This window comes from Leucobacter ruminantium (genome assembly GCF_017565705.1).
Lineage (GTDB): Bacteria > Actinomycetota > Actinomycetes > Actinomycetales > Microbacteriaceae > Leucobacter > Leucobacter ruminantium.
Genome location: NZ_JAGDYL010000003.1, coordinates 1 through 21881, shown reverse-complemented (window position 1 = coordinate 21881; position 21881 = coordinate 1). Strand labels below are relative to the sequence as shown.

Annotated in this window: 19 protein-coding genes; 12 read left to right on the top strand and 7 right to left on the bottom strand. The window is 71.0% G+C overall.

From position 1 onward, the window contains the following. Window positions 1-12: 12 nt before the first annotated feature. The 6 genes from J4H91_RS02275 (at window position 13) to J4H91_RS02250 (ending at window position 6848) form a co-directional block, all read left to right on the top strand. A complete protein-coding gene (locus tag J4H91_RS02275; RefSeq protein WP_208044640.1) occupies window positions 13-957 on the top strand; it encodes a LysR substrate-binding domain-containing protein in 945 nt (314 codons plus the stop codon). Between the two features lie 235 nt (window positions 958-1192). Further along, a complete protein-coding gene (locus tag J4H91_RS02270; RefSeq protein WP_243752549.1) occupies window positions 1193-2566 on the top strand; it encodes an MFS transporter in 1374 nt (457 codons plus the stop codon). A 55-nt stretch (window positions 2567-2621) separates the two neighbouring features. Next, entirely contained in the window at window positions 2622-3935 is a 1314-nt protein-coding gene (locus J4H91_RS02265) for a M20 family metallo-hydrolase (RefSeq protein WP_208044639.1), read from the top strand. A gap of 2 nt (window positions 3936-3937) precedes the next feature. Beyond that, a complete protein-coding gene (locus J4H91_RS02260) occupies window positions 3938-5422 on the top strand; it encodes an amidase family protein (RefSeq protein WP_208044638.1) in 1485 nt (494 codons plus the stop codon). A gap of 2 nt (window positions 5423-5424) precedes the next feature. Beyond that, on the top strand, window positions 5425-6363 hold the full coding sequence (locus J4H91_RS02255; protein WP_208044637.1) for a DMT family transporter: 939 nt from the start codon (window positions 5425-5427) through the stop codon (window positions 6361-6363). Window positions 6364-6407: 44 nt separating this feature from the next. Further along, the gene (locus J4H91_RS02250) at window positions 6408-6848 is read left to right on the top strand and encodes a YdeI/OmpD-associated family protein (protein WP_208044636.1); all 441 of its coding nucleotides are present in this window, start codon (window positions 6408-6410) and stop codon (window positions 6846-6848) included. A 118-nt stretch (window positions 6849-6966) separates the two neighbouring features. On the opposite strand, the gene J4H91_RS02245 is transcribed toward J4H91_RS02250, so the two are convergent. After that, window positions 6967-8148 (bottom strand): LOG family protein, encoded by a 1182-nt coding sequence (locus tag J4H91_RS02245; protein WP_243752548.1) that lies wholly within the window; start codon window positions 8146-8148, stop codon window positions 6967-6969. Window positions 8149-8286: 138 nt separating this feature from the next. On the opposite strand from J4H91_RS02245, the gene J4H91_RS02240 reads away from it, so the two are divergent. Continuing rightward, complete coding sequence (locus J4H91_RS02240) at window positions 8287-8943, top strand: hypothetical protein (protein WP_208044635.1); 657 nt, start codon at window positions 8287-8289, stop codon at window positions 8941-8943. Window positions 8944-8952: 9 nt separating this feature from the next. Continuing rightward, window positions 8953-10440, top strand: a complete 1488-nt coding sequence (locus tag J4H91_RS02235; RefSeq protein WP_208044634.1) for an RNB domain-containing ribonuclease — start codon at window positions 8953-8955, stop codon at window positions 10438-10440. Between the two features lie 44 nt (window positions 10441-10484). Here J4H91_RS02235 and ispG read toward each other — a convergent pair whose 3' ends face one another. Beyond that, the gene (ispG, locus tag J4H91_RS02230; RefSeq protein ID WP_208044698.1) at window positions 10485-11615 is read right to left on the bottom strand and encodes a flavodoxin-dependent (E)-4-hydroxy-3-methylbut-2-enyl-diphosphate synthase; all 1131 of its coding nucleotides are present in this window, start codon (window positions 11613-11615) and stop codon (window positions 10485-10487) included. Between the two features lie 286 nt (window positions 11616-11901). Here ispG and J4H91_RS02225 point away from each other — a divergent pair, with 286 nt between their 5' ends. Further along, on the top strand, window positions 11902-13182 hold the full coding sequence (locus tag J4H91_RS02225; RefSeq protein ID WP_208044633.1) for a M15 family metallopeptidase: 1281 nt from the start codon (window positions 11902-11904) through the stop codon (window positions 13180-13182). Window positions 13183-13203: 21 nt separating this feature from the next. Here the strand turns inward: J4H91_RS02225 and J4H91_RS02220 are convergent, their stop codons facing one another. The 5 genes from J4H91_RS02220 to rsmI form a co-directional block, all read right to left on the bottom strand. Next, window positions 13204-14649 carry a site-2 protease family protein gene (locus J4H91_RS02220; protein ID WP_208044632.1) on the bottom strand — a complete coding sequence of 482 codons (1446 nt, stop codon included), beginning with the start codon at window positions 14647-14649 and terminating at the stop codon, window positions 13204-13206. 114 nt (window positions 14650-14763) lie between these two features. Then, window positions 14764-15855, bottom strand: coding sequence for a 1-deoxy-D-xylulose-5-phosphate reductoisomerase (gene dxr / locus J4H91_RS02215; protein WP_208044631.1), 1092 nt, complete (start codon window positions 15853-15855; stop codon window positions 14764-14766). Between the two features lie 87 nt (window positions 15856-15942). After that, the gene (locus J4H91_RS02210) at window positions 15943-16962 is read right to left on the bottom strand and encodes an FKBP-type peptidyl-prolyl cis-trans isomerase (protein WP_208044630.1); all 1020 of its coding nucleotides are present in this window, start codon (window positions 16960-16962) and stop codon (window positions 15943-15945) included. A 108-nt stretch (window positions 16963-17070) separates the two neighbouring features. After that, the gene (locus J4H91_RS02205; protein WP_208044629.1) at window positions 17071-17562 is read right to left on the bottom strand and encodes a hypothetical protein; all 492 of its coding nucleotides are present in this window, start codon (window positions 17560-17562) and stop codon (window positions 17071-17073) included. Next, window positions 17559-18395: a 16S rRNA (cytidine(1402)-2'-O)-methyltransferase gene (gene rsmI, locus J4H91_RS02200; protein ID WP_208044628.1), complete on the bottom strand. Its 837-nt coding sequence runs from the start codon at window positions 18393-18395 to the stop codon at window positions 17559-17561. Before rsmI ends, J4H91_RS02205 begins: the two co-directional genes overlap by 4 nt. A gap of 78 nt (window positions 18396-18473) precedes the next feature. Here rsmI and J4H91_RS02195 point away from each other — a divergent pair, with 78 nt between their 5' ends. The 3 genes from J4H91_RS02195 (at window position 18474) to sufU (ending at window position 21626) form a co-directional block, all read left to right on the top strand. After that, complete coding sequence (locus J4H91_RS02195) at window positions 18474-19721, top strand: MFS transporter (protein ID WP_208044627.1); 1248 nt, start codon at window positions 18474-18476, stop codon at window positions 19719-19721. A gap of 130 nt (window positions 19722-19851) precedes the next feature. Further along, complete coding sequence (locus J4H91_RS02190) at window positions 19852-21159, top strand: aminotransferase class V-fold PLP-dependent enzyme (protein WP_208044626.1); 1308 nt, start codon at window positions 19852-19854, stop codon at window positions 21157-21159. After that, complete coding sequence (gene sufU, locus J4H91_RS02185; protein ID WP_208044625.1) at window positions 21156-21626, top strand: Fe-S cluster assembly sulfur transfer protein SufU; 471 nt, start codon at window positions 21156-21158, stop codon at window positions 21624-21626. Before J4H91_RS02190 ends, sufU begins: the two co-directional genes overlap by 4 nt. The last annotated feature ends 255 nt before the right edge of the window (window positions 21627-21881 follow it).

Below are 21881 nucleotides of genomic sequence, written 5' to 3'. Positions count from 1 at the left end.
GGAGGGAGCGCGGTGATCGATCCGGGCTTCACGCTGACACAGCTGCGATACTTCGCCGAGACCGCCCGCGTCGGCAGCATGACGGAGGCGGCGCGTCGTCTCCACATCTCCCAGCCCGCCCTCTCCTCGGCCATCAACCAGCTCGAGCACGATCTCGGCGTGCAGCTCTTCGAGCGCGTGCCGCGCCGGGGCGTGCGCCTGACGTCGGCCGGCCGCCAGTTCCACACCGATGCCGCAGGGCTGCTCGCGCACGCCGCCGGGCTCGCCGAGCGGGCAGGCAGCTTCGCGAACTCGCTCACCGGTACGCTCCGGGTGGGGATGTACCTCCCGCTCGCCCCGTTCCGCGCCCCGACCATTCTGCAGGCGTTCACCAGGCGGCACTCGAGCATCACGGTCGAACTCTTCGAGGCGAACCACGACCGCCTCGTCGAGATGCTGGAGGACCACGAGATCGACGTCGCGATCGGCTATGACATGGCGCCGCTCGAGCACCTGACGAGCGAGGCGCTCGAGGTGATCCCTCCCCATATGATCGTCGCGCCCGAGCACCCGCTGGGCGCCTCCGCCGAGCCCGTGAGCCTCACCCGGTTCGCGGGCGACCCCCTCGTGCTCCTCGATCTGCCGCACACCGCCAGCTACTACCTCAGCCTCTACCGGATGGTGGGCATCGACCCCGAGGTGCGCTACCGCGTGCAGGGCTACGAGACCGTGCGCGGGCTCGTGGGGCGCGGCTTCGGCGTGGCGCTGTTGAACCAGCGCATGGGCCACGACGTCACCTACGGCGGTGCGAAGGTGAGGGCCGTCGATCTCGCGGAGGATCTCCCCGGTCTCACGCTGCAACTGCTGCGTCGCCCCGACGACGAATCCCAGCGCGTCAGGGTCTTCGCCGATGTCTGCCGGAGCCTCTTCTCGCGCAGCGGCGCGGTGGCGCGGCACGATGCGGCTGCACGGGAATAATCTCGCATTATCCATAGGCAATATCTATACAAACGAAACACACGGCCTCCGGAACACCTTCGGAATGAGTGGTGAACATCCACACTCGCAGACCTTTTCGACCCAAATAGACTCAGTTATCCGCGGTGGCCCGTAACCGGCCCGCAATAATCAAGGCACCATGCGCCGCGAACGCGGCCCCGCTCCAGTCGCAATCCATTGACACAAGCTATTCAAAGAACCTAGATTCACGTCCATGACTCGCAGCAATGAAGCTCCAGCCTCACCAGCCCCGACCGCATCCGGACCCTCCGCGAAGCCGTCCCCCGGCATCACCCCGATGCAGCGCCGAGTGCTCCTCGGCGGCAGTGTCGGCCAGTTCATCGAGTTCTACGACTTCGCCCTCTACGGCGTCTCCGCCGTCGTGCTCGCCGAACACTTCTTCCCCTCCGACAACCCGCTCGCCGGGCTGCTCGTGCTCTTCGCCACCTTCGGCGTCGCGTTCTTCATCCGCCCGATCGGCGGCCTGTTCTTCGGTGCGCTCGGCGACCGCCTCGGCCGCCGCAACGTCCTCGTCATCACCCTGCTGACGATCGGCCTCGCCACCACCGGCATCGGCCTGCTGCCCACCTTCGAGGTCATCGGGGCGGCGGCCCCGATCCTGCTCGTGCTGCTCCGTCTGCTGCAGGGGCTCTCCGCCGGCGGAGAGTCGGCAGGCGCGCCGTCGTTCGTGTTCGAGCACGCACCCATCCACCGTCGCGGCCTCTTCGTCAACATCACCCTCGCAGCCACCGCGCTGCCCTCGGTCGTCGCCGCGTTCCTCGTGTTCTTCCTCTCCTCCTCGATGAGCGATGCCGCGTTCATGTCCTGGGGCTGGCGCGTGCCGTTCATCATCGCCCTGCCGCTCGCGCTCGTCGGCCTCTGGATCCGCGCGAAGACCGAGGAGTCGCCGGCGTTCAAGGAGATGATGGCGGAGCAGCGCGCCGACGAGGCCGAGGTCCGTCCCGAGGTCGGCAGCCACACCACCATCGGCGAGGCCTTCCGCAAGAACTGGCTGCAGATGATCCAGGTCGTGTTCGTGATGGGCCTCACAGCGATGGGCTTCTACTTCCTCTCGGGCTACTTCATCTCGTACGTCTCGACGACCGGCAACCTCAGCCGCGAGCAGTCGCTGCTCCTCAACGGCGGAGCGATGCTCGCCTACACGCTCCTCCTCCCCGTCGCGGGAGCCATCGGCGACCGCGTCGGCCGCAGGCCCATGATGATCGGCGGCGCGATCGCCATCGCCGTGCTCGCGATCCCCGCGTTCTCACTCGTGACGAGCGGCAGCGTCGGGCTCGCATTCCTCGGCCAGCTGATCTTCGTCGTCGCGATCTGCTTCTACGGCGGCGGCTGCTACACCTTCTTCATCGAGGTCTTCGACACGCGCAACCGCTTCACCTCGGCCGCCTTCAGCTACAACCTCGGCTACGCGCTGCTCGGCGGCACCGCGCCGTTCATCGGCACCGCCCTCGTCGACGCGACCGGTGTGCCCCACTCGCCCGCGTTCTACGTCATCGGCGTCGCAATCATGACGCTCATCGTCATCGCGGCCACGCGGGTTCCCGAGACCCGCGGCTGGACCAAGTAGCCCCCGTCGAACCGCACTGCCCACCCGCTTCACCCACCCAGAAAGACACGGAGACATGACTGACACGATCTCGCCGCTCAGCACCGAGACCGCGGACCTCTTCCTGCGCAACTTCCACCACGTCGCCACGATCGGGGCGACCGACCGTAACGGCGTGGAGCGCCAGGCCGCGACCGAGGAGGACCGGCAGACCCGCGACTGGTTCTCCGAGTTCGCGCGCTCCCGCGGCTGGACCGTCGAGGTCGACGGCATCGGCAACGTGTTCGCCACGATCGAGTTCGTGCCCGGCGCCCCCGCCGTCCTCACCGGCTCGCACCTCGACTCGCAGCCCCGCGGCGGTCGCTTCGACGGCGCCTACGGCGTGATCGCCTCGCTGCACGCCGCCGTCGAGATCCAGCGCAGGGTCGAGGGCGGCGAGCTCCGGCCGAAGTACAACCTCGTCGTGGTCGACTGGTTCAACGAGGAGGGCAGCCGCTTCGCGCCCTCGATCATGGGCAGCTCGGTCTACACCGGCCTCATGGACCGAGATGAGATCCTGGCCGTCCGCGATCTCGCGGGCACGAGCGTGCGCGACGCGCTCGACGGCATCGGCTACCTCGGCTCCGCGCAGGGGCCGAGGGATCTCGCGGGCTACGCCGAGGTGCACATCGAGCAGGGCCGCATCCTCGAGCGCGAGGGCATCGCGATCGGCGCCGTCGATTCGAGCTGGTACACGCAGAAGCTCGACATCGACATCATCGGCGAGCAGTCGCACACGGGCGCCACGGCCATGGCCGACCGCCGCGACGCCCTCGTCGGAGCGGCCAAGGTCACCCTGCTCGTGCGCGACATCTGCGACGAGTACCCGGCGGAGTCGCTCGTCTCCTCCGTCGGTCAGATCACCGTCGAGCCCAACTCCCCGATCGTGGTCAACAGCCACGTGCACCTCGTCGCAGACCTCCGTGCGAACGACCCGGCCATCGTGCAGGGCGCGCGCGACGCGCTGGTCGAGCGCTTCCGACGGGTCGCCGAGGAGGAGCGGCTCGAGATCGTCGCGAAGGACTTCGACATCCGCCCGAACCGCTACTACCCCCGCGAGGGCGTCGAGCTGCAGGAGCGGGTGGCGGAGCGCCTGGGCCTCGGCGTGCGCCGCATCCAGACGATGGCGGGTCACGACTCGGTCGCGCTCAACACCGTCGCGCCCTCGGTCATGATGTTCGTCCCCTCTGTCGACGGCGTCTCTCACTGCGAGCGCGAGTTCACGAGGGACGAGGACATGGTGAACGGGCTCGCAGCGCTGAGCGGCGTGATCTCGGAGATGCTCACCGGCGCGCTCGACGGGGTCTCCTACCCGGGCGAGGCGGCCGACTACGCCGGCGGGGAGCGCTGATCGTGACGGCCGGATCCCTCCACGAGCTGGGCGCCGTCGAGGCGCTGCGCGCCTTCCGCTCGGGCGAGCTGTCGCCGGTCGAGCTGTTCGACGCGAGCGTGGCGCGCATCGCCGCCGTCGACGCGGCCGACTCCGAAGGCGAGGGCGCGATCAACGCCGTCGTGCAGGTGCTCGAGGGCGCCCGCGGCGCAGCCGAGGAGGCGGAGCGGCGCTACGCCGCGGGCGTCGACGAACCGCTCGGCAGGGGCGGGACGGCGCTGCTGGGCCTCCCGGTCGCCACGAAGGAGAAGCACGGTCTCGCCGGCGAGCCCCTGAGCCAGGGCCTCGTCGCGCTGCGGGACGAGCGCGCCGAGGCCGACCACCCCGTGATCGAGCGGATCCGCGCGGCCGGGGGCATCGTCCACGCACGCACGAGCTCGCCGGAGTTCAGCTGCGCCACCGTCACCCACTCGCGGCTGTGGGGCGTCACGCGCAACCCCTGGAACCGTGCGCTCTCCCCCGGCGGCTCGTCGGGCGGCGCCGGGGCCGCGCTCGCGGCCGGCTACGCCCCGCTCGCCACGGCCTCCGACATCGCCGGCTCGACGCGCATTCCCGCGGCGTTCAACGGCGTCGTCGGCTACAAGGCGCCCTACGGCCGCGTCCCGGGCCTGCCGCCGCTCTCCGCCGACTGGTACCGCGGCGACGGGCCTATGGCCCGCACGGTCGCCGACACCGCTCTGCTCGCGGGCGTCATGTCGGGCATGCATCCGGCCGATCACGGCACGGTTCCGGGCGAGGGATCCCTGCCGATCGAATATCCCGACGCCGCGGGGTGGCTCGCCGGGAAGCGCATCGCCCTGTCGGTGCGCCTCGGCGACTACCCGGTGCATTCGGACGTGCAGGCCGCGATACGGCGCACGGCAGCCGTGCTCGCCGGCGCAGGCGCGATCGTCGAGGAGGTGGAGCTGCCCTGGGCGAGCGGGCGCATCCGCGACATCACGATGGCGCACTTCGGCAAGATCCTCGGCCCCGCCATGGCCGAGCTGACGGCGGGCATGACGGAGCTCAGCGATTACACCGAGCGCTTCATCTCGGACGCGCACGCGGCCGGCGAGCGGATGAGCCTCGTCGAGTCGCTCGCAGGCGAGGCTCGTATGCAGGCGGAGCTCGCGGCCGCGATGGACGGCTTCGACGTGCTGCTGGCCCCCGTGAACGCGGTGGACGGGCTCGTCGCCGACGCCAGCTACCTCGACGGGATCACCGTGCCCTCGCCGGATCAGGCCGGGGGCGAAGTGCGGCTCGACCACTACTGGCAGGCCCACATGACGGTGCCGTTCAATGTGAACAACCGTTGTCCAGTGCTCTCGGTTCCGGTGGGCATCGCCGGGAACGGGCTGCCGATCGGCATGCAGATCGTGGGGCACCCGTACGCGGAGAGCTCGGTGTTCCACGCCGGAGCAGCACTGGAGTCGCTGCAGCCCTGGCCGCTGCTGGCACCACTCGGCTGACGATGGGAGCCCCGGGAGAGCCGCTCGAGCGGGCGTCGCGGATCGACCGCGCGCTCCTCGTGCTGGTCACCGCGGTGTGGGGCGTCAACTTCGTCTCCGCCCGCTTCGGGCTGGACGCTACGACCCCGCTGGGCTTCCGGGTGCTCACCTTCGGAGGCGGCGCCGCCATCGTCGCCGTCGTCGCGGCCTGCTCGCGCACGAACCTGCGGCTGCCGCGCACCAGGGACTATCTGCACCTGCTCGTGGCCGGCGTCTTCAGCATCACCGGGTTCGGTCTGCTCGCAGCCCTCGCAGTGCTGAGCGGCGGGGTCGGGCGCACATCGATCATCGTCTACACGATGCCGCTGTGGGTCGTACTGTTCGGTCGGCTGATGCTGGGCGAGCGCATCGGCGGCAGACGGCTGACCGCCGTGGCGCTCGGTGCGGCCGGCCTCGCGGTGCTTCTCGTTCCTCTGCTTGTCGAGGGCGAGTCGGCGGGAACGCCGGCCGCTCTCGGTGCCGCGCTGAGCTGGGCGATCGGCACGGTCTATCTGAAGCGGGCGGGCGTCGACGCCCCGCCGATCGCGCTGACCGTGTGGCAGCTCGTCGCGGGCACGGCGGTGCTCGGACTCGCGGCGCTGTTCACGAGGGATCCCGTCTTCACGGCCGTTCCGGGCCCGGCGTCGTGGGCGGGAATCGTCTACACCGCCGTCGCGGGCACGGCGGTCGCCTACCTGATCTGGTTCAGGGTCGTGCAGCGCCTGCCCGCGAGCACGGCCGGGATGGGCACGCTGCTCGTTCCCGTCTTCGGCATCGCCGCAGCCGCGATCCTGCTCGGCGAACGCCCCACGCTCCCCGACCTCGCGGGTTCCGCCCTGATCCTCGCAGCGGGCCTGCTCGCCCTCGCCCCGAGCCGCACTGAACCGGACGGCGGAGCGCAGGGCACTAATCTGAAGCGATAGGGGCGGGGGCTCGAGGATCCCTCGCGGAACGCCGGGAGGTTCCCATGTCACTCACCATCCGAACCGTGCTCGAACCGCACGGACCCGCGACCGCGATCGAGCTCGACGAGGCCCAGGTCGAGCAGCTGGGCGGCGGCAGGCGCGCCGCCGTGGTCGTCTCGATCGGCGGACGCACCGCACGGCTGCGTCTCGCGTCGATGGGCGGCAGATACCTGATCGGGATCTCGAAGGCGAATCGGGCGGCGCTCGGCGTCGAGATCGGCGACGAGGTGGAGGCGACCGTCGCGCTCGACGACGCTCCCCGCGAGGTCGAGGTGCCCGATGATCTCGCCGCCGCGCTCGCAGCCGTCGACGGTGCGCGCGCGGCGTTCGACCGCCTGCCCTACACCCACCGGAAGGAGCACGTGAACGCGATCCTCGAGGCGAAGAAGCCCGAGACGCGGGAGCGCCGCATCGCTGCGGCGGTCGCGAAGGTCTCCGGCTGAGCGGGTCCGCATCCGCTGGCTGAGCGAGGCGGAGCCGAGTCGAAACCCAGGATCCCGCAGCCCTCGATTTCGACTCGCTTCGCTCGCTCAATCAGCGGGAAGGCTCCGCCTCGCTCGATCAGCGGGAAGGCGCCGAGCCGAGCTCGTTGATGGCGCGGATCAGCACGTGCAGGCGGCCGATCGCGCGCGGGGTCGGCACGAGCGTGAGCCGCGGCAGGTCGAGCCGGTCGCGGTCGGCGACCTCCGGCTGCAACGGCTCGGTCGCCTCGATCCGCCCCTCCGCGAGCATGTCGGCGAAGCGCTCGTTGAGCTCGGCGATCTCCTCCTCGCTCGGGGCGTTCCGCAACCGCAGCACGAGCCGATCGTACTGCGCCTCGTTCGCCGGGGACGGAGCGAGATGCGCGTGTGATGATCCCTCCCGGGCAGCGGATCCCTCACCCGCATCGCCGCCCCGAGGCGCCGAGGCTCCCGGCCTCGGGCCGGTCGCGCTGCGGTCGGGCGTCCAGCGCAGCGAGTCGAAATTGCGCCAGAACCCCTCGATCTCCTCGACTGCGGCCTCGACGGAGTCGGTGATGAGCACGCGGTCGAGGTCGCCTGGCGAGATCATCCCGTAGTCGGTGAGCTCTTCGCGCACGAACCGTTCGAAGCCGCGCCAGAAACCGCCGCCCGGCCGGTCGAGCAGCACGATGGGCGCAGGCAGCATCTTGCCCGTCTGCTGCAGCGTCAGCAGTTCGAAGGTCTCATCGAGCGTGCCGAAGCCGCCTGGCAGGCAGACGAAGCCGCTCGACTCCTTCACCAGCATGAGCTTGCGCGTGAAGAAGTAGCGCATGGCGACATGGTTGCCGTCCTGGTTGATCATGTCGTTCGGCTTCTCCTCGAACGGAAGCCTGATCGACACCCCGAGCGACTGCTGCGGGCCGGCGCCGCGCGCCGCGGCCTCCATGATGCCCGGGCCGGCGCCCGTGACGACCATCCAGCCCTGCTCGGCGAGCCGGCGCGCGGTCGCCTCGGCCTGCACCCACAGCGGGTCGTCGAGCAGGGTGCGCGCCGAGCCGAAGATGGTGACCTTGGGGGTGCCGTCGTGACCCGCGAAGATCCGGAACGCCCGCCGCATCTCCGACAGCGCGGCTGACGAGAGCTTCAGGTTCGCGCGGCTCGTGCCGTCTCGCCCGAGCCCGATGCTCGTCTCCACCAACCGCTCGATGAGCTTGCGCTGCGCCCGCACGCCGGCTTCGTCGAGCAGCTCCGCGATCGCGCGGGCCAGTGCGTCCTCGTTCGACATGCGTTCGACCTCAGCCATGCCTCCGAGTCTAGGAGAAGCCGCGACCGGCCTGCCTGAACTCGCACACCGGCGCGGCACGGACGGCTAGTGTGGGAGGAGGCGACGCAGAGGTCTGGGATCGAGAAGAGCGCCCGTGAGAGATCGAGAGGAGCTCCCGTGAGCGACCCGCAGCAGGCTGCACCCCGACCGCCATGGAGTCTCCGACTCGCGGGGATCTGCTGGATCCTCGCGGGCGTCGTATTCGCGCTCACCCCGCTCGTCGCCGCCCTGCTGCTGCGCTCGCAGTACGTCTCGCTGCGCGGCAGCGCCTTCCGCGTCGCCGATCTCGCCGACCGCTTCACCCCCGAGCAGTTCGTGCGGCTCGAACCCTACCTCGCCGACTTCGAGCGGATCGAGGCCGCCGTCGGCGACGCCTCGGGGTGGGCTCTGCTGCCGATCCTCCTGTTCTACCTGTGCTTCGCGGCGCTGACACTGGCCTGCTACCTGCCGCTCGGCATCGCGACGGCGCGGGGCGTGACCTGGGTGCGAGTGGTCGCGACCGTGATCGCCGCGCTCGGTTCCACCGCAGTGTTCGCACTGTGGCAGGCGTTCGCCGCGTTTTCATGGCTGCCGCTGAAGGCCCTGTCGGCGAACCACCTGGGCCTCGTGCTCATCGCGCTGCACATCGCCGGTATCGTGTTCGCCTGGCTGCCCTCCGCCAACGCGTACGCGCGGGAGCGCGCCGCTTCGCGTCTCCACGGCGCGCAGGCGCAGGCCGGGCCGGTCTCGCAGACGCCAGCCGTGCCGGCCGCGCAGCAGACGCACCGGCGCTAGGCTGTCGCCATGCCCAGCAGGCGAACGCACATCGCACCGCGATCCGCTCGCGGAAGCCTCACCGCAGCACTGACCGCGCTGCGCGAGGAGTTCGAGGTGCCGGACGACTTCCCGGCCGACGTGCTCACCGAGGCCGAGACGGCCGCGGCGAGCGGCCCCGCCGAAGCGGCGCTCGACCTGCGCGATGTGCCGTTCGTCACGCTCGATCCGCCGGGTTCGCGCGACCTCGACCAGGCTTTCCACATCGAACGGAGCGGACACGGCTTCGTGCTGCGCTACGCTATCGCCGACGTCCCCGCATTCGTTCGTCCGGGCGGAGCGGTCGACGCGGAGGCCAGGCGCCGCGGGCAGACCCTCTACCTTCCAGACGGAACCGTGCCTCTGCATCCGCCGGTGCTCAGCGAGGATCGGGCGTCACTGCTGCCGGGAGCCGAGCGCACGGCCTACGTGTGGACGATACCCGTCGACGAGCACGGCCTCTCGGGCTTCGAGGGATCGGCTGCCGGGCCGGCACGCGTCGAGCGCGCAGTCATCCGCTCACGCTCGCGCCTCGACTACGTCTCCGCCCAGCGGGACCTCGATGCCGAGACGGCGGAGGAACCGCTGCTCCGCCTGCGCGAGTTCGGGCGGTTGCGCATCGAGCAGGAGCTGCGGCGAGGCGGCGCGAGCCTGAACCTCCCCGACGAGGAGATCGTGCGCGACGCGCACGGGTATCGCATCGAACGCCGCTCCCCGCTCGCGGTCGAGGACTGGAACGCGCAGCTCTCCCTGCTCGCCGGTATGGTCGCGGCCCGCATGATGCTCGACGGCGGTATAGGGATCCTCCGCACGATGCCCGCCGCCGAGGAGTCGGCGCTCTCGGAGTTCCGGGGCCGCGTCGCGGCGCTCGGCCTGCCCTGGGACGAGGCCGTCGACTACGGCGACTACCTGCGCTCGGTGCCCCGCGGCACGACGCAGGGCATGGCCGTGCTGCACGCGGCGTCGAGCCTCTTCAGAGGTGCCGACTACACCGTGTTCGGCGTCCGCGGGCAGGACGGGGCGCCGATCGCGCCTCCCGAGCGGCCCGAGCAGGCGGCGATCGCGGCCCCGTACGCTCACGTAACCGCACCGCTCAGGCGGCTCGTGGATCGCTGGGGTCTCGTCATATGCGCCTCGCTCTGCGCGGAGACCCCGGTCCCGGAGTGGGCGGTGGCGAGCCTCGCGGATCTGCCCGCGCTCATGCGGGCCTCCTCGTCGCGGGCCGGGCGGCTCGGGGCGGCGGCGCTCGATCGCATCGAGGCCGCGCTCCTGCACGACCGCGTGGGCGAGGCGCTCCCGGCGACCGTTCTCGAGGTACGGGGCTCGCGCACCCGCCTGCAGATCGAGGATCCGCCCGTCACCGCGCTGGGCCCGGCCGAGACTCCCGCCGGCGGGGCGCTGAAGGCCGGCGCGAACACCGGCGTGCGCGTGCTGCGCGCCGATGTGCCGAGCGGTGAGATCGAGCTCACGATCGCCTGACCGGCATACCCCGGTGTCATCCAGACGTCAGCGGCGATCCCTCGTCAGACCGTGATGACCTCGGGCGCGCCGATGCCGGCCTCGTGACCCATGTCGGCCGCGATGCGGTTCGCCTCTTCGATCAGGGTCGCGACGATCTCGCTCTCGGGCACGGTCTTGATGACCTCGCCCTTGACGAAGATCTGCCCCTTGCCATTGCCGCTCGCGACGCCGAGGTCGGCCTCGCGCGCCTCGCCGGGCCCGTTCACGACGCAGCCCATCACGGCGACGCGCAACGGCACGCTCATGCCTTCGAGGCCCTTCGTGACCTCGTCGGCGAGCGTGTAGACGTCGACCTGGGCGCGGCCGCACGACGGGCACGAGACGATCTCGAGCTTGCGCTCGCGGAGGTTGAGGGACTGCAGGATCTGCAAGCCGACCTTGACCTCCTCGACCGGCGGGGCGGAGAGCGAGACGCGGATCGTGTCGCCGATGCCCTCGGAGAGCAGGATCCCGAACGCGGTCGCGCTCTTGATCGTGCCCTGGAACGCGGGGCCTGCCTCGGTGACGCCGAGGTGCAGCGGCCAGTCGCCGCGCTCCGCGAGCAGGCGGTAGGCCTTGACCATGACGATCGGGTCGTTGTGCTTGACCGAGATCTTGAAATCGTGGAAGTCGTGCTCCTCGAACAGCGACGCCTCCCAGACGGCGCTCTCGACGAGCGCCTCGGGCGTGGCCTTGCCGTACTTCTGCAGCAGGCGGGGGTCGAGGGATCCGGCGTTCACGCCGATACGCAGGGAGACGCCGGCGGCCTTCGCGCGGCGGGCGATCTCGCCCACCTGGTCGTCGAACTTGCGGATGTTGCCCGGGTTCACGCGCACCGCGGCGCAGCCGGCGTCGATCGCGGCGTACACGTAGTTCGGCTGGAAGTGAATGTCGGCGATGACCGGGATCTGGCTCTTCATCGCGATGATCGGGAGCGCCTCGGCGTCGTCGCGGGACGGGCAGGCGACGCGCACGATGTCGCAGCCGGCGGCCGTGAGCTCCGCGATCTGCTGCAGCGTCGCGTTGATGTCGGTGGTCGGCGTCGTGGTCATCGACTGCACGGAGACGGGGGCACCGCCGCCGACGGCGACCGACCCGACGTTGATCCGCCGGCTCTCGCGCCGCGGTGCGAGCACCTCGGGCGCCTTCGGCATTCCCAGATTCACAGCTGCCACGTCGATGAGTCTACTCCGTGCCGTCCGCGGCGATCGGCGGCAAGCATCCTCACCCCCGCTCCGCTCGACAGTAGATGTCGAAAACTCTCGAGAAGAGAGCATCTACTGTCCAGCGCAGAGCCTCGCCCGTCCAGGGAAAGCCCTCGCTCGACCAGCGGAAGCCCGCCACCCGACAGGGATCGAGAGCGGTCGGATCGTCGGCCCGGTTAGGATCGGTGGTGACCGAGGCGCTGCCTCTTCCGTATCCGAAGCGCGATGGGCCATGATGACCACTCCCGAAGATCCCGCCGATCTCTCCGACCTGGTGCGCAGCATCCAGGAGCAGCAGGAGCGCGAGCGACGGGAGTCCGAGGCCGGCCTCGCGCAGACTCGCGCGTCACGGGTCGGCCCCAGGCGTCCCCGCGGTGCGCGGAGGCTTTCGGTGCAGACCGAACCGGCGCAGACCGAACCGGCGCCGCCCGCTTCAGCGACCCCGGCACCCGAGGCGCCGCTCCCAGCGTCACCAGAACCCGACCACGACGCCCCGGCACCCGCTGCCCCCGTGCGAGCGCGATCGACGCAGGCCGCACCCGCGCAGAACGATTCGCCGTCCCCCGCGCAACCCGCCCCCGCGCCCAGGGGCCCCGCACGAACCGACTCGGAGCCCGACGGCCCGGCCCGCACCCGCTCGACTCACATCGACTCGACGCGCACCGAGCCCGCTCCCGCCTCCCCCTCCGCACGGCCGGATGCGCGGCAGCGCAAGCGGCGGCGTCTGCTGATCGCGACGGCGATCGGCGCCGCGGCCGTGCTGCTCGGCGGCGGTGCCGCCTGGGCCGGTGTCGCGCTCCTCTCCGACGACTCCGCAGAGGTTGCGGATCCCTCGCCGAAGACGACGCCCAAGACGACACCCTCCCCCGAGCCGAAGCCCGAGGAACCGGCCCCCACCGAGCCCCCCGCCCCCGAACCGCCGCAGCCGCAGTGGTCGCTCGACGACCCCGCTTCGCTGCAGGTCGTCGTGAACAAGCAGCGGCCGCTGAACCCGATCGACTGGGCGCCCTCCGATCTCGTCATGCCGAACGTGCCGAACGCCAACGGCCAGCCCCTGCGCGCAGAGGCGGCCGCCGCCCTCGAGGCGATGCACGCCGAGGCGACCGCCGCGGGGGTCCCGTTCACACTCGTGAGCGCGTTCCGCGACTACAACCTGCAGACCAGCCTCTTCAACAACTACGCCGCCTCCGACGGCATCGCCGCGGCAGAGACGTACTCCGCGAGGCCGGGCCACTCCGAGCATCAGACCGGTCTCGCCGCAGACATCTCGGAGTGCATGGGCTGCGGGCTCAGCGAGGCGTTCGGCGAGACCCCGCAGGGGCAGTGGGCCCGCGCAAACGCTCCCCGCTTCGGATTCATCCTCCGCTACGACCAGGGTCAGGAGCCCGTGGTCGGGTACGTCTACGAGCCCTGGCACTTCCGCTACGTGGGCACGGAGATCGCGATGGACATGCAGGCGAAGGGGATCGTGAACCTCGAGGAGTATCTGGGCCTGCCGGCTGCGCCGACGTACTGAGCGAGCGCCGAGGCCGGATCCCTATCCGAAGAACGATACCGGCTTCACAATGTCCGCGTACATGAGCAGCGCGCTCATGGCGCCGAGCACCACGACGACTGCGAAGGTGACGGGCACCATCCGGGCGGTGTCGACGGGGCCCGGATCGGGTCTGCGGCGCAGCCGCGCGATCCCTCGCTTCGCGCCCTCGTAGAGAGCTCCCGCGACGTGCCCGCCGTCGAGCGGCATGAGCGGCACGAGGTTGAAGACGAACAGGGCGACGTTGAGCGAGCCGAGCAGCCCGAACATGGTCTGCGCCTTGGCGGCGACGGGCGCGTCGAGGCTCGCGACCTCGCCCGCGAGCCTGCCGACGCCCACGACGCTCATGGGCCCGTTCGGGTCGCGCTCGGCGCTGCCGAAGGCGGCGTTCCAGATATCGACCATGCGCTCGGGCAGCCGCACGATCACGCCGGCGACGACCCTCACGTTCTCCCCCACGTACGACGGCACCGCCGTGAGCGGCTGGGGCACGTTCTCCGAGGCCGGGGTCGCGCCGATCATGCCGACGGTCTCGGTGCGGGGCTCGCCCGAGGCGTCGGTGAGCGGGTTGCCCGCCTCGTCGACGAGGGCGCGCTCGTTGGCGATCGGGGTGAGGGCGAGGGATCGCTCCGCACCGTCGCGATCGACGGTCACGTCGAGCGTCGTGCCGGGCGACGCGGCGACGCGAGCGCGGAACTGCTCCCAGCTCTCGATCTTCGCGCCGTCGACCGAGACCACGCGGTCGCCGGGCTGCATCCCCGCCTCGGCCGCGGGAGCCGCGGGGTCGCCGCTGCCGCAGCTCGCGGCAGAACTCGTCGCCGGGATCAGGCACTCGCTCACGCTGCCGAGCGTCGTGCTGCTCTGCGGCACGCCGAAGCCCACGAGCACGATGCCGAAGAACACGAAGGCGAGCACGAGGTTCATGAACGGCCCGCCGAGCATGATCACGATCTTCTTCCACACGGGCAGCCGGTAGAAGGTGCGGTGATCCTCGCCCGTCTCGATGGTCTCGGCACTCGCGAGGCGGGCCTCGTCGACGAGCCCTGCGATCCCTCGCCGGGACTCGACGGGTTCGTCGACGTCGCCGATGCGATCGATCTCGTCGAGCACGGCGGTGCCGCCGTCGCGCTTCGCGGTCGGAGCGCCCTCCTGCACGACGGTGTTCAGGAAACCGGTCGTCGACGCCCTCGCGCGCTCCCCCGGCTTCTGCGGCGGGTACATGCCCGTCATCGCCACGTACCCGCCGAACGGAAGCACCTTCACGCCGTACTCGGTCTCGCCGATGCGGCGCGACCAGATGGTGCGGCCGAAACCCACCATGTACTGCGTGACCTTCACCCCGAACAGCTTCGCCGGCAGCAGGTGCCCGATCTCATGCAGGCCGATGGAGACCGCGAGCCCCAGGAGGATGATCGCGATCCCGAGCACGTAGAGCAGCACCTCAGTCACGGAGACAGGCTACTGCCCGGCGCTGTGGGGTTTCGGGGAGCGGCCCGGGCGGTGAGGGGCCGCGCGGATAGGCGTACCTACTTCGGTGCGCCTATCCGCGCGACCTCTGGGGGATCAGCGACCCGCGCGGGCGGCGATGACCTTCTCGGCCTGTTCGCGCGCCCAGCGCTCGGCCTCGAGCAGCCTCTCGAGCGTCAACTCGTCGGGCGCGGAGTGCACCTCGAGCACGTCGCGCACCGTGTCCACGATGTCGAGGAACCCGATGCGACCGGCGTGGAACGCCTCCACGGCCTGCTCGTTGGCCGCGTTGTAGACGGCCGGGTACGTGCGGCGGGCGCGCCCCACCTCCTTGGCCAGCTCGACCGCGGGAAAGGCCTCGGAGTCGAGCGGTTCGAACTCCCAGCTCGTGGCCTCCCGCCAATCGAGCGGCGCACCGGCATTCGCGAGTCTGTCGGGCCACGTCAGGCCGAGCGCGATGGGCAGCCGCATATCGGGCGGCGAGGCCTGGGCGATGGTCGATCCGTCGATGAACTCCACCATCGAGTGCACGATCGACTGCGGGTGCACGACCACCTCGATGTCGCCGTAGGACACCCCGAAGAGCAGGTGCGCCTCGATCACCTCGAGGCCCTTGTTGATGAGGGTCGCGGAGTTGGTCGTGACGACCCTGCCCATGTCCCAGGTCGGGTGCGCAAGCGCCTCTGCAGGCGTGACGTCGCGCAGGGATTCCCGGCTGCGCCCGCGGAAGGGCCCGCCCGACGCGGTGAGCACGAGGCGCCGCACCTCGTCGCGGGAGCCGGAGCGCAGGGCCTGCGCGATCGCGGAGTGCTCGGAGTCGACCGGCACGATCTGGCCGGGCTTCGCGAGTCCCGTCACCAGGTCGCCGCCGACGATGAGCGACTCCTTGTTGGCGAGCGCGAGCGTGCGACCCGCCTGCAGCGCCGCCATCGTGGGGCCGAGGCCGATCGAGCCGGTGATGCCGTTGAGCACGATGTCGGCCGGCACCTCGCGGATCAGCTGCTCCGCCGCCTCCGCGCCGAGAGCCGTGTGCTCGACGTTGAACTCGTCGGCCTGCTGCTGCATTCGGTCGGCCTGCGTGCCCGCGACGAGGCCGACCACCTGGAATCTCGAGGGATTGCGCCTGACCACGTCGAGAGCCTGCTCACCGATCGAGCCGGTGGATCCCAGGATGACGATGCGCCTCATGCCTCCATTCTGCCCGACAGGGCCGAATGCGGCATGAGGCGCATCGTGTCACAGGCTGGCCCGGCGAGCGAAGCGAGCGCTGCGTCTCTACTTCGAGTCGGCGTGCACCGTGCCGAGGATGTCGAGCACGAACACCATGACGTCGTCGGGCTCGTGCCCCATCTGCTCGAGCTGCGCGGCGCCGTAGCCGCCGTCATCCGCCGGGACGACCGCGATGACCTGCGAGCCGACCTTCTGGCCTTCGAGGGCCTTCTGGAATCCGCCGATGACACCGTCCGTGGTGAAGCTCGTCGCCTCGCCACGGCTCCAGCTCGAGTCGAACTCCTCGCCGGTGCGCCAGATCACGCCGCGGTAGTTGACGTAGACGCGGTCGCCGGGCTCGACGGTCTCGCCGTCGCCCTCGATGAGGGTCGCGATCTCGAGCTTGTCCGGAGCCTCCACACCCTCGGGCATGGTGATCGTGGGGGCGCCGTCCTTGTCGAGCTTCACGGTCGGGAAGCCCTCGGGCGCCGGCTTCTTCTCGCCCTCGGCCTTCTTCAGCAACTGGTCGGGCTCGAGCTCGCCTGGCTCGGCGGTGCTCGCACCGGATCCCTCGCTGGTCTTGCCGAACTTCATGACGACCACGATGGAGTCCTTCTCGGAGAGGCCCTCGAAGCCGGTCTGGTCGGCCGGCGTCTCGCCGAAGACCTTGTCGTAGGGCGCGACGACGGCGACCTGCTCGCCCGGCACCGCGCAGCGGATGCCCTCGTAGGCCCACTCTGCGAGCTGCTCCTTGGCCACCGGCACCTCGCTCTCGGGGAACTGCTGCAGGCTCGTGCCGTCCGCGCCGTTGAACATCGACATCGCGACGGCGATGTTCTGCCCGTCCTTCACCGTGTCGCCCTTGCCCTTCTCGAGCACGGAGCGCTGCATCTCCTTCGCCTTCAGCGGGGTCTTGGAGGTGATCTCGAGGTCGTCGCCGGTCTTGCCCTTCACCTCGAGCGACTTGCTCGCGTCGCCCGCGGGGAGGCAGTCCACCCCCGAGGCGTCCTTGCCTCCACCCGAGCAACCGGTGAGCAGCAGGGCACCGGCGAGGGCGGCGGGGAGAATAGCGCGGGTGAGCTTCACGGCTGGGTTCCTAACGGTGGGAGCGGGTCGGGGTCTGGCGCGCGGCGGGGCCCGGGCGCGGATCGAGTACGAGGTTACCGGGATACGGTGGGGAGTCTCTGAGCGGCACTACCGATCCGCGACGGCGGAGAATCGTGCGGCGCGGGCGGAGGTGACCGCGGCAGCGATCAGCAGCGCCAGTGTGACGAGATCGCAGGCGATGTAGACGTAGTGCCAGGGCGACTGGCCGGGATCAGCACCCTGGAGCACGAGGTCGGTGCGGGCGTTGAGCGGAGGGCGGACGACGGCGACCTTGGCGACGAACACCACGATCAGGCCGAGCCAGATCGCGAGTCGACGCCCGGTGAGGCGGCAGGCGGACGGCCACAGGGCAAGTACCGAGTAGGCGAGCAGAATCGCACCCTCGACCGCGTTGAGCGCCGTGAACACGAGCCGCCCGATCCCGAGTCCGAGCGGGATCGTGATGCCGGGGGCTTGGAACTTCAGCGGAGCCTCGATGAAGGAGATCGCTCCGACCATGCCGAGCCACAGGACCGGCAGTGCGAGCCGCCACAGCTCGACGGAGATGCCGGCGCCTCCCCTGTCGATTCGCTCCGTCACCGTTCGCCCCGGGGGCTGCGGCGCGCGGCGAGCGCGGCGGCGTAGAGCTCTCGCGACGACAGCCCCGTGGCCTCTGCGACGGCCCGGCTCGCGTCCTTGAGACGTTCGCCGCCCGCGACGCGCTGCTGCACCTCCACGAGCGCCTGCTCGGGCGAGGCGGCCTGCTCGGGCGCCCCGCCCACGACCACCACGATCTCGCCGCGCACGCCCTCGGCCGCCCATGCGGCCAATTCGGCGAGGGATCCTCTCCGCACCTCCTCGTGGAGCTTCGTGAGCTCGCGGCACACGGCGGCCGGCCTCGTATCGCCGAATGCCGCTGCGAGGTCGGCGAGCGACGCGGCGAGCCGGTTCGGCGATTCGAAGAAGACGAGGGTACGGCGGTCGGCGGCGAGCGCGGCGAGGGATCGCGACCGCTCACCCGCCTTGCGCGGCAGGAAGCCCTCGAAGGCGAAGCGGTCGGTGGGAAGGCCCGCGACGGCGAGCGCCGTGATGACGGCCGAGGGGCCGGGGATCGCGGTGACGTCGACGCCGCGCTCGGCGGCGAGTTGCACGACGCGGAAGCCCGGGTCGGAGACCGTCGGCATGCCGGCGTCGCTGACGAGCACGACGTCCTCGCGTTCGGCGCGCTCGACGAGGGCTGCGGCGCGGTCGTGCTCGTTGTGGTCGTGCAGGGCGACCAGCTCGGGCCTGTGCTCGATGCCGAGCAGGCGCAGCAATTGCGCCGTGTGCCTGGTGTCCTCCGCTGCGACCACCGCCGCGCTGCCGAGCAATTCTCTCAACCTCGGGGACGCGTCCCCGAGGTTGCCGATGGGGGTCGCGGCGAGGATGATCACCGCTCCATCGTACGCCGCGGGCGAGGGATCCCTTCCTGCGGAGCGGGATCCCTCGCCTCCTGCTAAACTTGGTCGGCTATGCCTCAGGTCGAAACGAACAACTCCCCCGATACGAAGCGGGCGACGCTGTTCTCGCACACCGGCTTCGCCTACTTCCCGCTCGCCATCGTCGCGCGGCTGCCCTTCGCGATGGTCGTCGTCGGGGTGCTGACGCTCATCGTCTCCTCGCGCGGCTCCGTCGAGATCGGCGGGCTCGGCTCGGCGATGGTGGGACTGGGCTCCGCGATCGTCGGGCCCCTGATCGGCGCTGCGGCCGATCGCTTCGGCCAGCGCCCGACGCTGCTCGTCAGCGCCGCGGCCAACAGCGCCGCGCTCGGACTGCTCGCGTGGGCGGCCTACGCCGACATCTCAGTGTGGTGGGTGTTCGCGGCCGCGTTCTGCGTCGGCGCGAGCGTGCCGCAGGTCTCGCCCATGTCGCGCTCGCGGCTCGTCACGATCATCACCTCGCGGTTGCCCGCCGACCGCGCGCCCCGCACGCTCTCCACCACGCTCGCCTACGAGTCGACCGCCGATGAGATCGTGTTCGTCTTCGGACCGGTGGTCGTCGGCGTGCTCGCGACCGTACTGGGCGCCTGGGCGCCCGTCGCGGGCGCGGCGGTGCTCACCCTGGTGTTCGTGGTCGCGTTCGCGCTGCACCGCACGGCCGTCCCCGCGCGCACGAGGGCCGAGCGGGCCGCGACGCTCGCGCCGGCCGGCGATCTGCTGCGCCCGACCCTGCTCGTCACCGTGCTCGGCATCTTCGGCGTCGGCCTCGTCTTCGGCACGGTGCTCACCTCGCTCACCGCGTTCATGCAGGCGCGCGGGGAGGCGGAGGCCGCGGGTGTGCTCTACGGCGTCATGGGCCTCGGATCGGCGATCTTCGCGCTGAGCGTCGCGCTCTTCTCGACGCGCTTCACCCTGCGCTACCGATGGCTGGTGTTCAGCGCGTGCATCGTCGCCGGGGCGACCGTGCTCTCGCAGGCGGAGACGGTCGGCTGGGTGATCGCGGGCCTCGCGCTCACCGGCATCGGCATCGGGCCGCTGCTCGTCACGATCTACGGCTTCGGTGCGGCGCGCAGCCCAGAGGGCCGCTCAGCGACGGTCATGACGATGCTCGGCTCGGCGATCATGCTCGGGCAGTCCCTCGCGGCCGGCGTCACCGGCGCCGTCGCCGAGAGCCAGGGTGTCGCGGCCGCGCAGTTCCTGCCGCTCTGTGCGGCCGGCCTCACCCTCGCGACGGGCATCGCGAACTGGGCGCTCACCCGCACGACTGCCGAAGCCCGCTGAGCGCGCGGGCGACCGGCCGGCTCCGCCTTCGAGTCGGCTGCGAAGGTCCTCTCCGATCGGAATACCCGCCGCGAGGGCCGCGTTGACCAGAACGAACCCCCGCGAGGCCAGCGCCGGGCGGGATGGAAGAATGGAACGCATGGGATCCCTCACCTCCTCAGAAGTCGCCGAGCTGCGCGCGGCCTTCCCCTACTTCGCGACCCTCGACGCGCAGCCCGAGCCGCCCGCCTACCTCGACGCGGCGGCCACCTCGCAGCGGCCCACCGCGGTGCTCGACGCCGAGCGGCACTTCCTGGAGACGGCGAACGCGGCGGTGCACCGGGGCACGAGCGGCGCGGTCGGCGCCGCCACCGCAGCGTTCGAGGGTGCACGAGCCCGCGTCGCGGCCTTCGTGGGCGCCGCCGCGCCCGAGCAGATCGTCTGGGCCGAGAACGCCACCGACGCGCTCAACATCGTGGCCCTCGGGATCGGCGAGGCGAGCGCGGGAGCCGCGCTCGGCGTTCCGGGCAGTGAGCGCTTCGCACTCGGCCCGGGCGACGAGATCCTCGTCACGGAGGCCGAGCACCACGCGAATCTCATCCCCTGGCAGCGGCTGGCAGCCCGCACCGGCGCGACGTTCCGCTACATCCCCGTCCGGGAGGACGGCACCTGGACGCTCGACGACGCCCGCGAGGCGCTAAACACCCGCACGCGCATATTCGCCTTCGCGCATGTGTCGAACGCGACCGGTTACGTGGCGCCTGTCGCCGAACTCGCCGAACTCGCGCGCTCGGTGGGAGCGATCACCGTGCTCGACGCCTGTCAGTCGGTGCCGCACATGCCGGTCGACCTCGACGCCCTCGGCGTCGACTTCGCCGCGTTCTCGGGCCACAAGATGCTCGGGCCCAACGGCATCGGCGTGCTCTACGGGCGACCGGAACTGCTCGCGGCGCTGCCCCCGTCGCGCACGGGCGGCTCCGCGATCACGAAGGTGACGATGGAATCTGCGCAGTTCATGCCTCCGCCCATGCGCTTCGAGCCGGGCACCCAGCCCGTCTCCCAGGCGGTCGGGCTCGGCGCGGCCGTCGAATTCCTCGAGGGCGTCGGCATGGAGCGCGCAGCAGCGCGCGAGCACGAGCTCGTCGAGCGGCTGGTCGAGGGGATCAGCGCCACGCCCGGACTGCGTCTGCTCGGCCCCGCCGATCCCTCGCAGCGGATCGCCCTGACCTCGGTCGTGGTCGAGGGCCTGCACGCCCACGACGTGGGGCAGTTCCTCGACGAGCAGGGCGTGCTGGTGCGGGTGGGCCACCACTGCGCGCAACCCCTGCACCGCGCGCTCGGCATCACCTCTTCCACACGCGCGAGCGTGCACCTGACCACCACCGAGGACGAGGTCGATCGCTTCCTCGACGCGCTCCGCGGCGCCCAGCGGTACTTCGGAGTGGAGGCGGCGGCATGAGCGCGCTCGACGGGCTGTACCAGGAGGTGATCCTCGACCACTCGAAGCGGCCGGTCGGCAAGGGATCCCTCGAGGCTCCCGAGGGATCCCTCACCGCGAGCCACCACGAGTTCAACCCGAGCTGCGGCGACGAGATCGATCTGTCGATCGCCGTAGACCCCGAGAGCGGCCGCATCGACGGCCTCGCCTGGGACGGCCAGGGGTGCTCGATCTCGATGGCGTCGGCATCGATCCTGTCCCAGCTGCTGCGCGATGAGCGGCTCACGGTCGCCGAGGCGCAGGAGCGGATCGATGCGTTCCGCGAGATGATCCAGGGGCGCGGCGAGGGCGAGCCCGACGAGGATCTGCTGGGCGACGCGGTCGCGCTGCAGGGCGTCTCGAAGTTCGTGATGCGCGTCAAGTGCGCGATGCTCGGCTGGGTCGCGCTCGAGGCCGATCTGCGCCAGGTGGAGGCGCAGCGGCGCTGATCCCGGTCCGGGCGTGAGCGGCGGGGCTGCGCCCGCGGCGTTCGAAGAGGAGTCCGCCCGCCGCGGCGGGGTGCGAGTCGGCGTGGCGCCCCGAGACCGTGGGACCGTGGGACCGTGGAACCTTTGCTGGCTCATCGGAATTGAGGGTGTAGGAGCGGTCTGAATCCGCCGGCTTCGAGCAACGACCGCGCAATGTAGTGGGTCAGGTTCCGGAACCCCAGCGCGGAGCCACGGAGGTGTTCGAGCCGACCATTG

Bases quoted from the DNA above. Each gene is read 5' to 3' on its own strand.
- J4H91_RS02235 (WP_208044634.1), top strand. From the start codon at position 8,953: ATGCCCAGCAGGCGAACGCACATCGCACCGCGATCCGCTCGCGGAAGC.
- J4H91_RS02270 (WP_243752549.1), top strand. From the start codon at position 1,193: ATGACTCGCAGCAATGAAGCTCCAGCCTCACCAGCCCCGACCGCATCC.
- sufU (WP_208044625.1), top strand. From the start codon at position 21,156: ATGAGCGCGCTCGACGGGCTGTACCAGGAGGTGATCCTCGACCACTCG.
- J4H91_RS02195 (WP_208044627.1), top strand. From the start codon at position 18,474: ATGCCTCAGGTCGAAACGAACAACTCCCCCGATACGAAGCGGGCGACG.
- J4H91_RS02190 (WP_208044626.1), top strand. From the start codon at position 19,852: ATGGAACGCATGGGATCCCTCACCTCCTCAGAAGTCGCCGAGCTGCGC.
- J4H91_RS02245 (WP_243752548.1), bottom strand. From the start codon at position 8,148: ATGGCTGAGGTCGAACGCATGTCGAACGAGGACGCACTGGCCCGCGCG.
- dxr (WP_208044631.1), bottom strand. From the start codon at position 15,855: ATGAGGCGCATCGTCATCCTGGGATCCACCGGCTCGATCGGTGAGCAG.
- J4H91_RS02255 (WP_208044637.1), top strand. From the start codon at position 5,425: ATGGGAGCCCCGGGAGAGCCGCTCGAGCGGGCGTCGCGGATCGACCGC.
- J4H91_RS02225 (WP_208044633.1), top strand. From the start codon at position 11,902: ATGACCACTCCCGAAGATCCCGCCGATCTCTCCGACCTGGTGCGCAGC.
- J4H91_RS02265 (WP_208044639.1), top strand. From the start codon at position 2,622: ATGACTGACACGATCTCGCCGCTCAGCACCGAGACCGCGGACCTCTTC.
- J4H91_RS02250 (WP_208044636.1), top strand. From the start codon at position 6,408: ATGTCACTCACCATCCGAACCGTGCTCGAACCGCACGGACCCGCGACC.
- ispG (WP_208044698.1), bottom strand. From the start codon at position 11,615: ATGCCGAAGGCGCCCGAGGTGCTCGCACCGCGGCGCGAGAGCCGGCGG.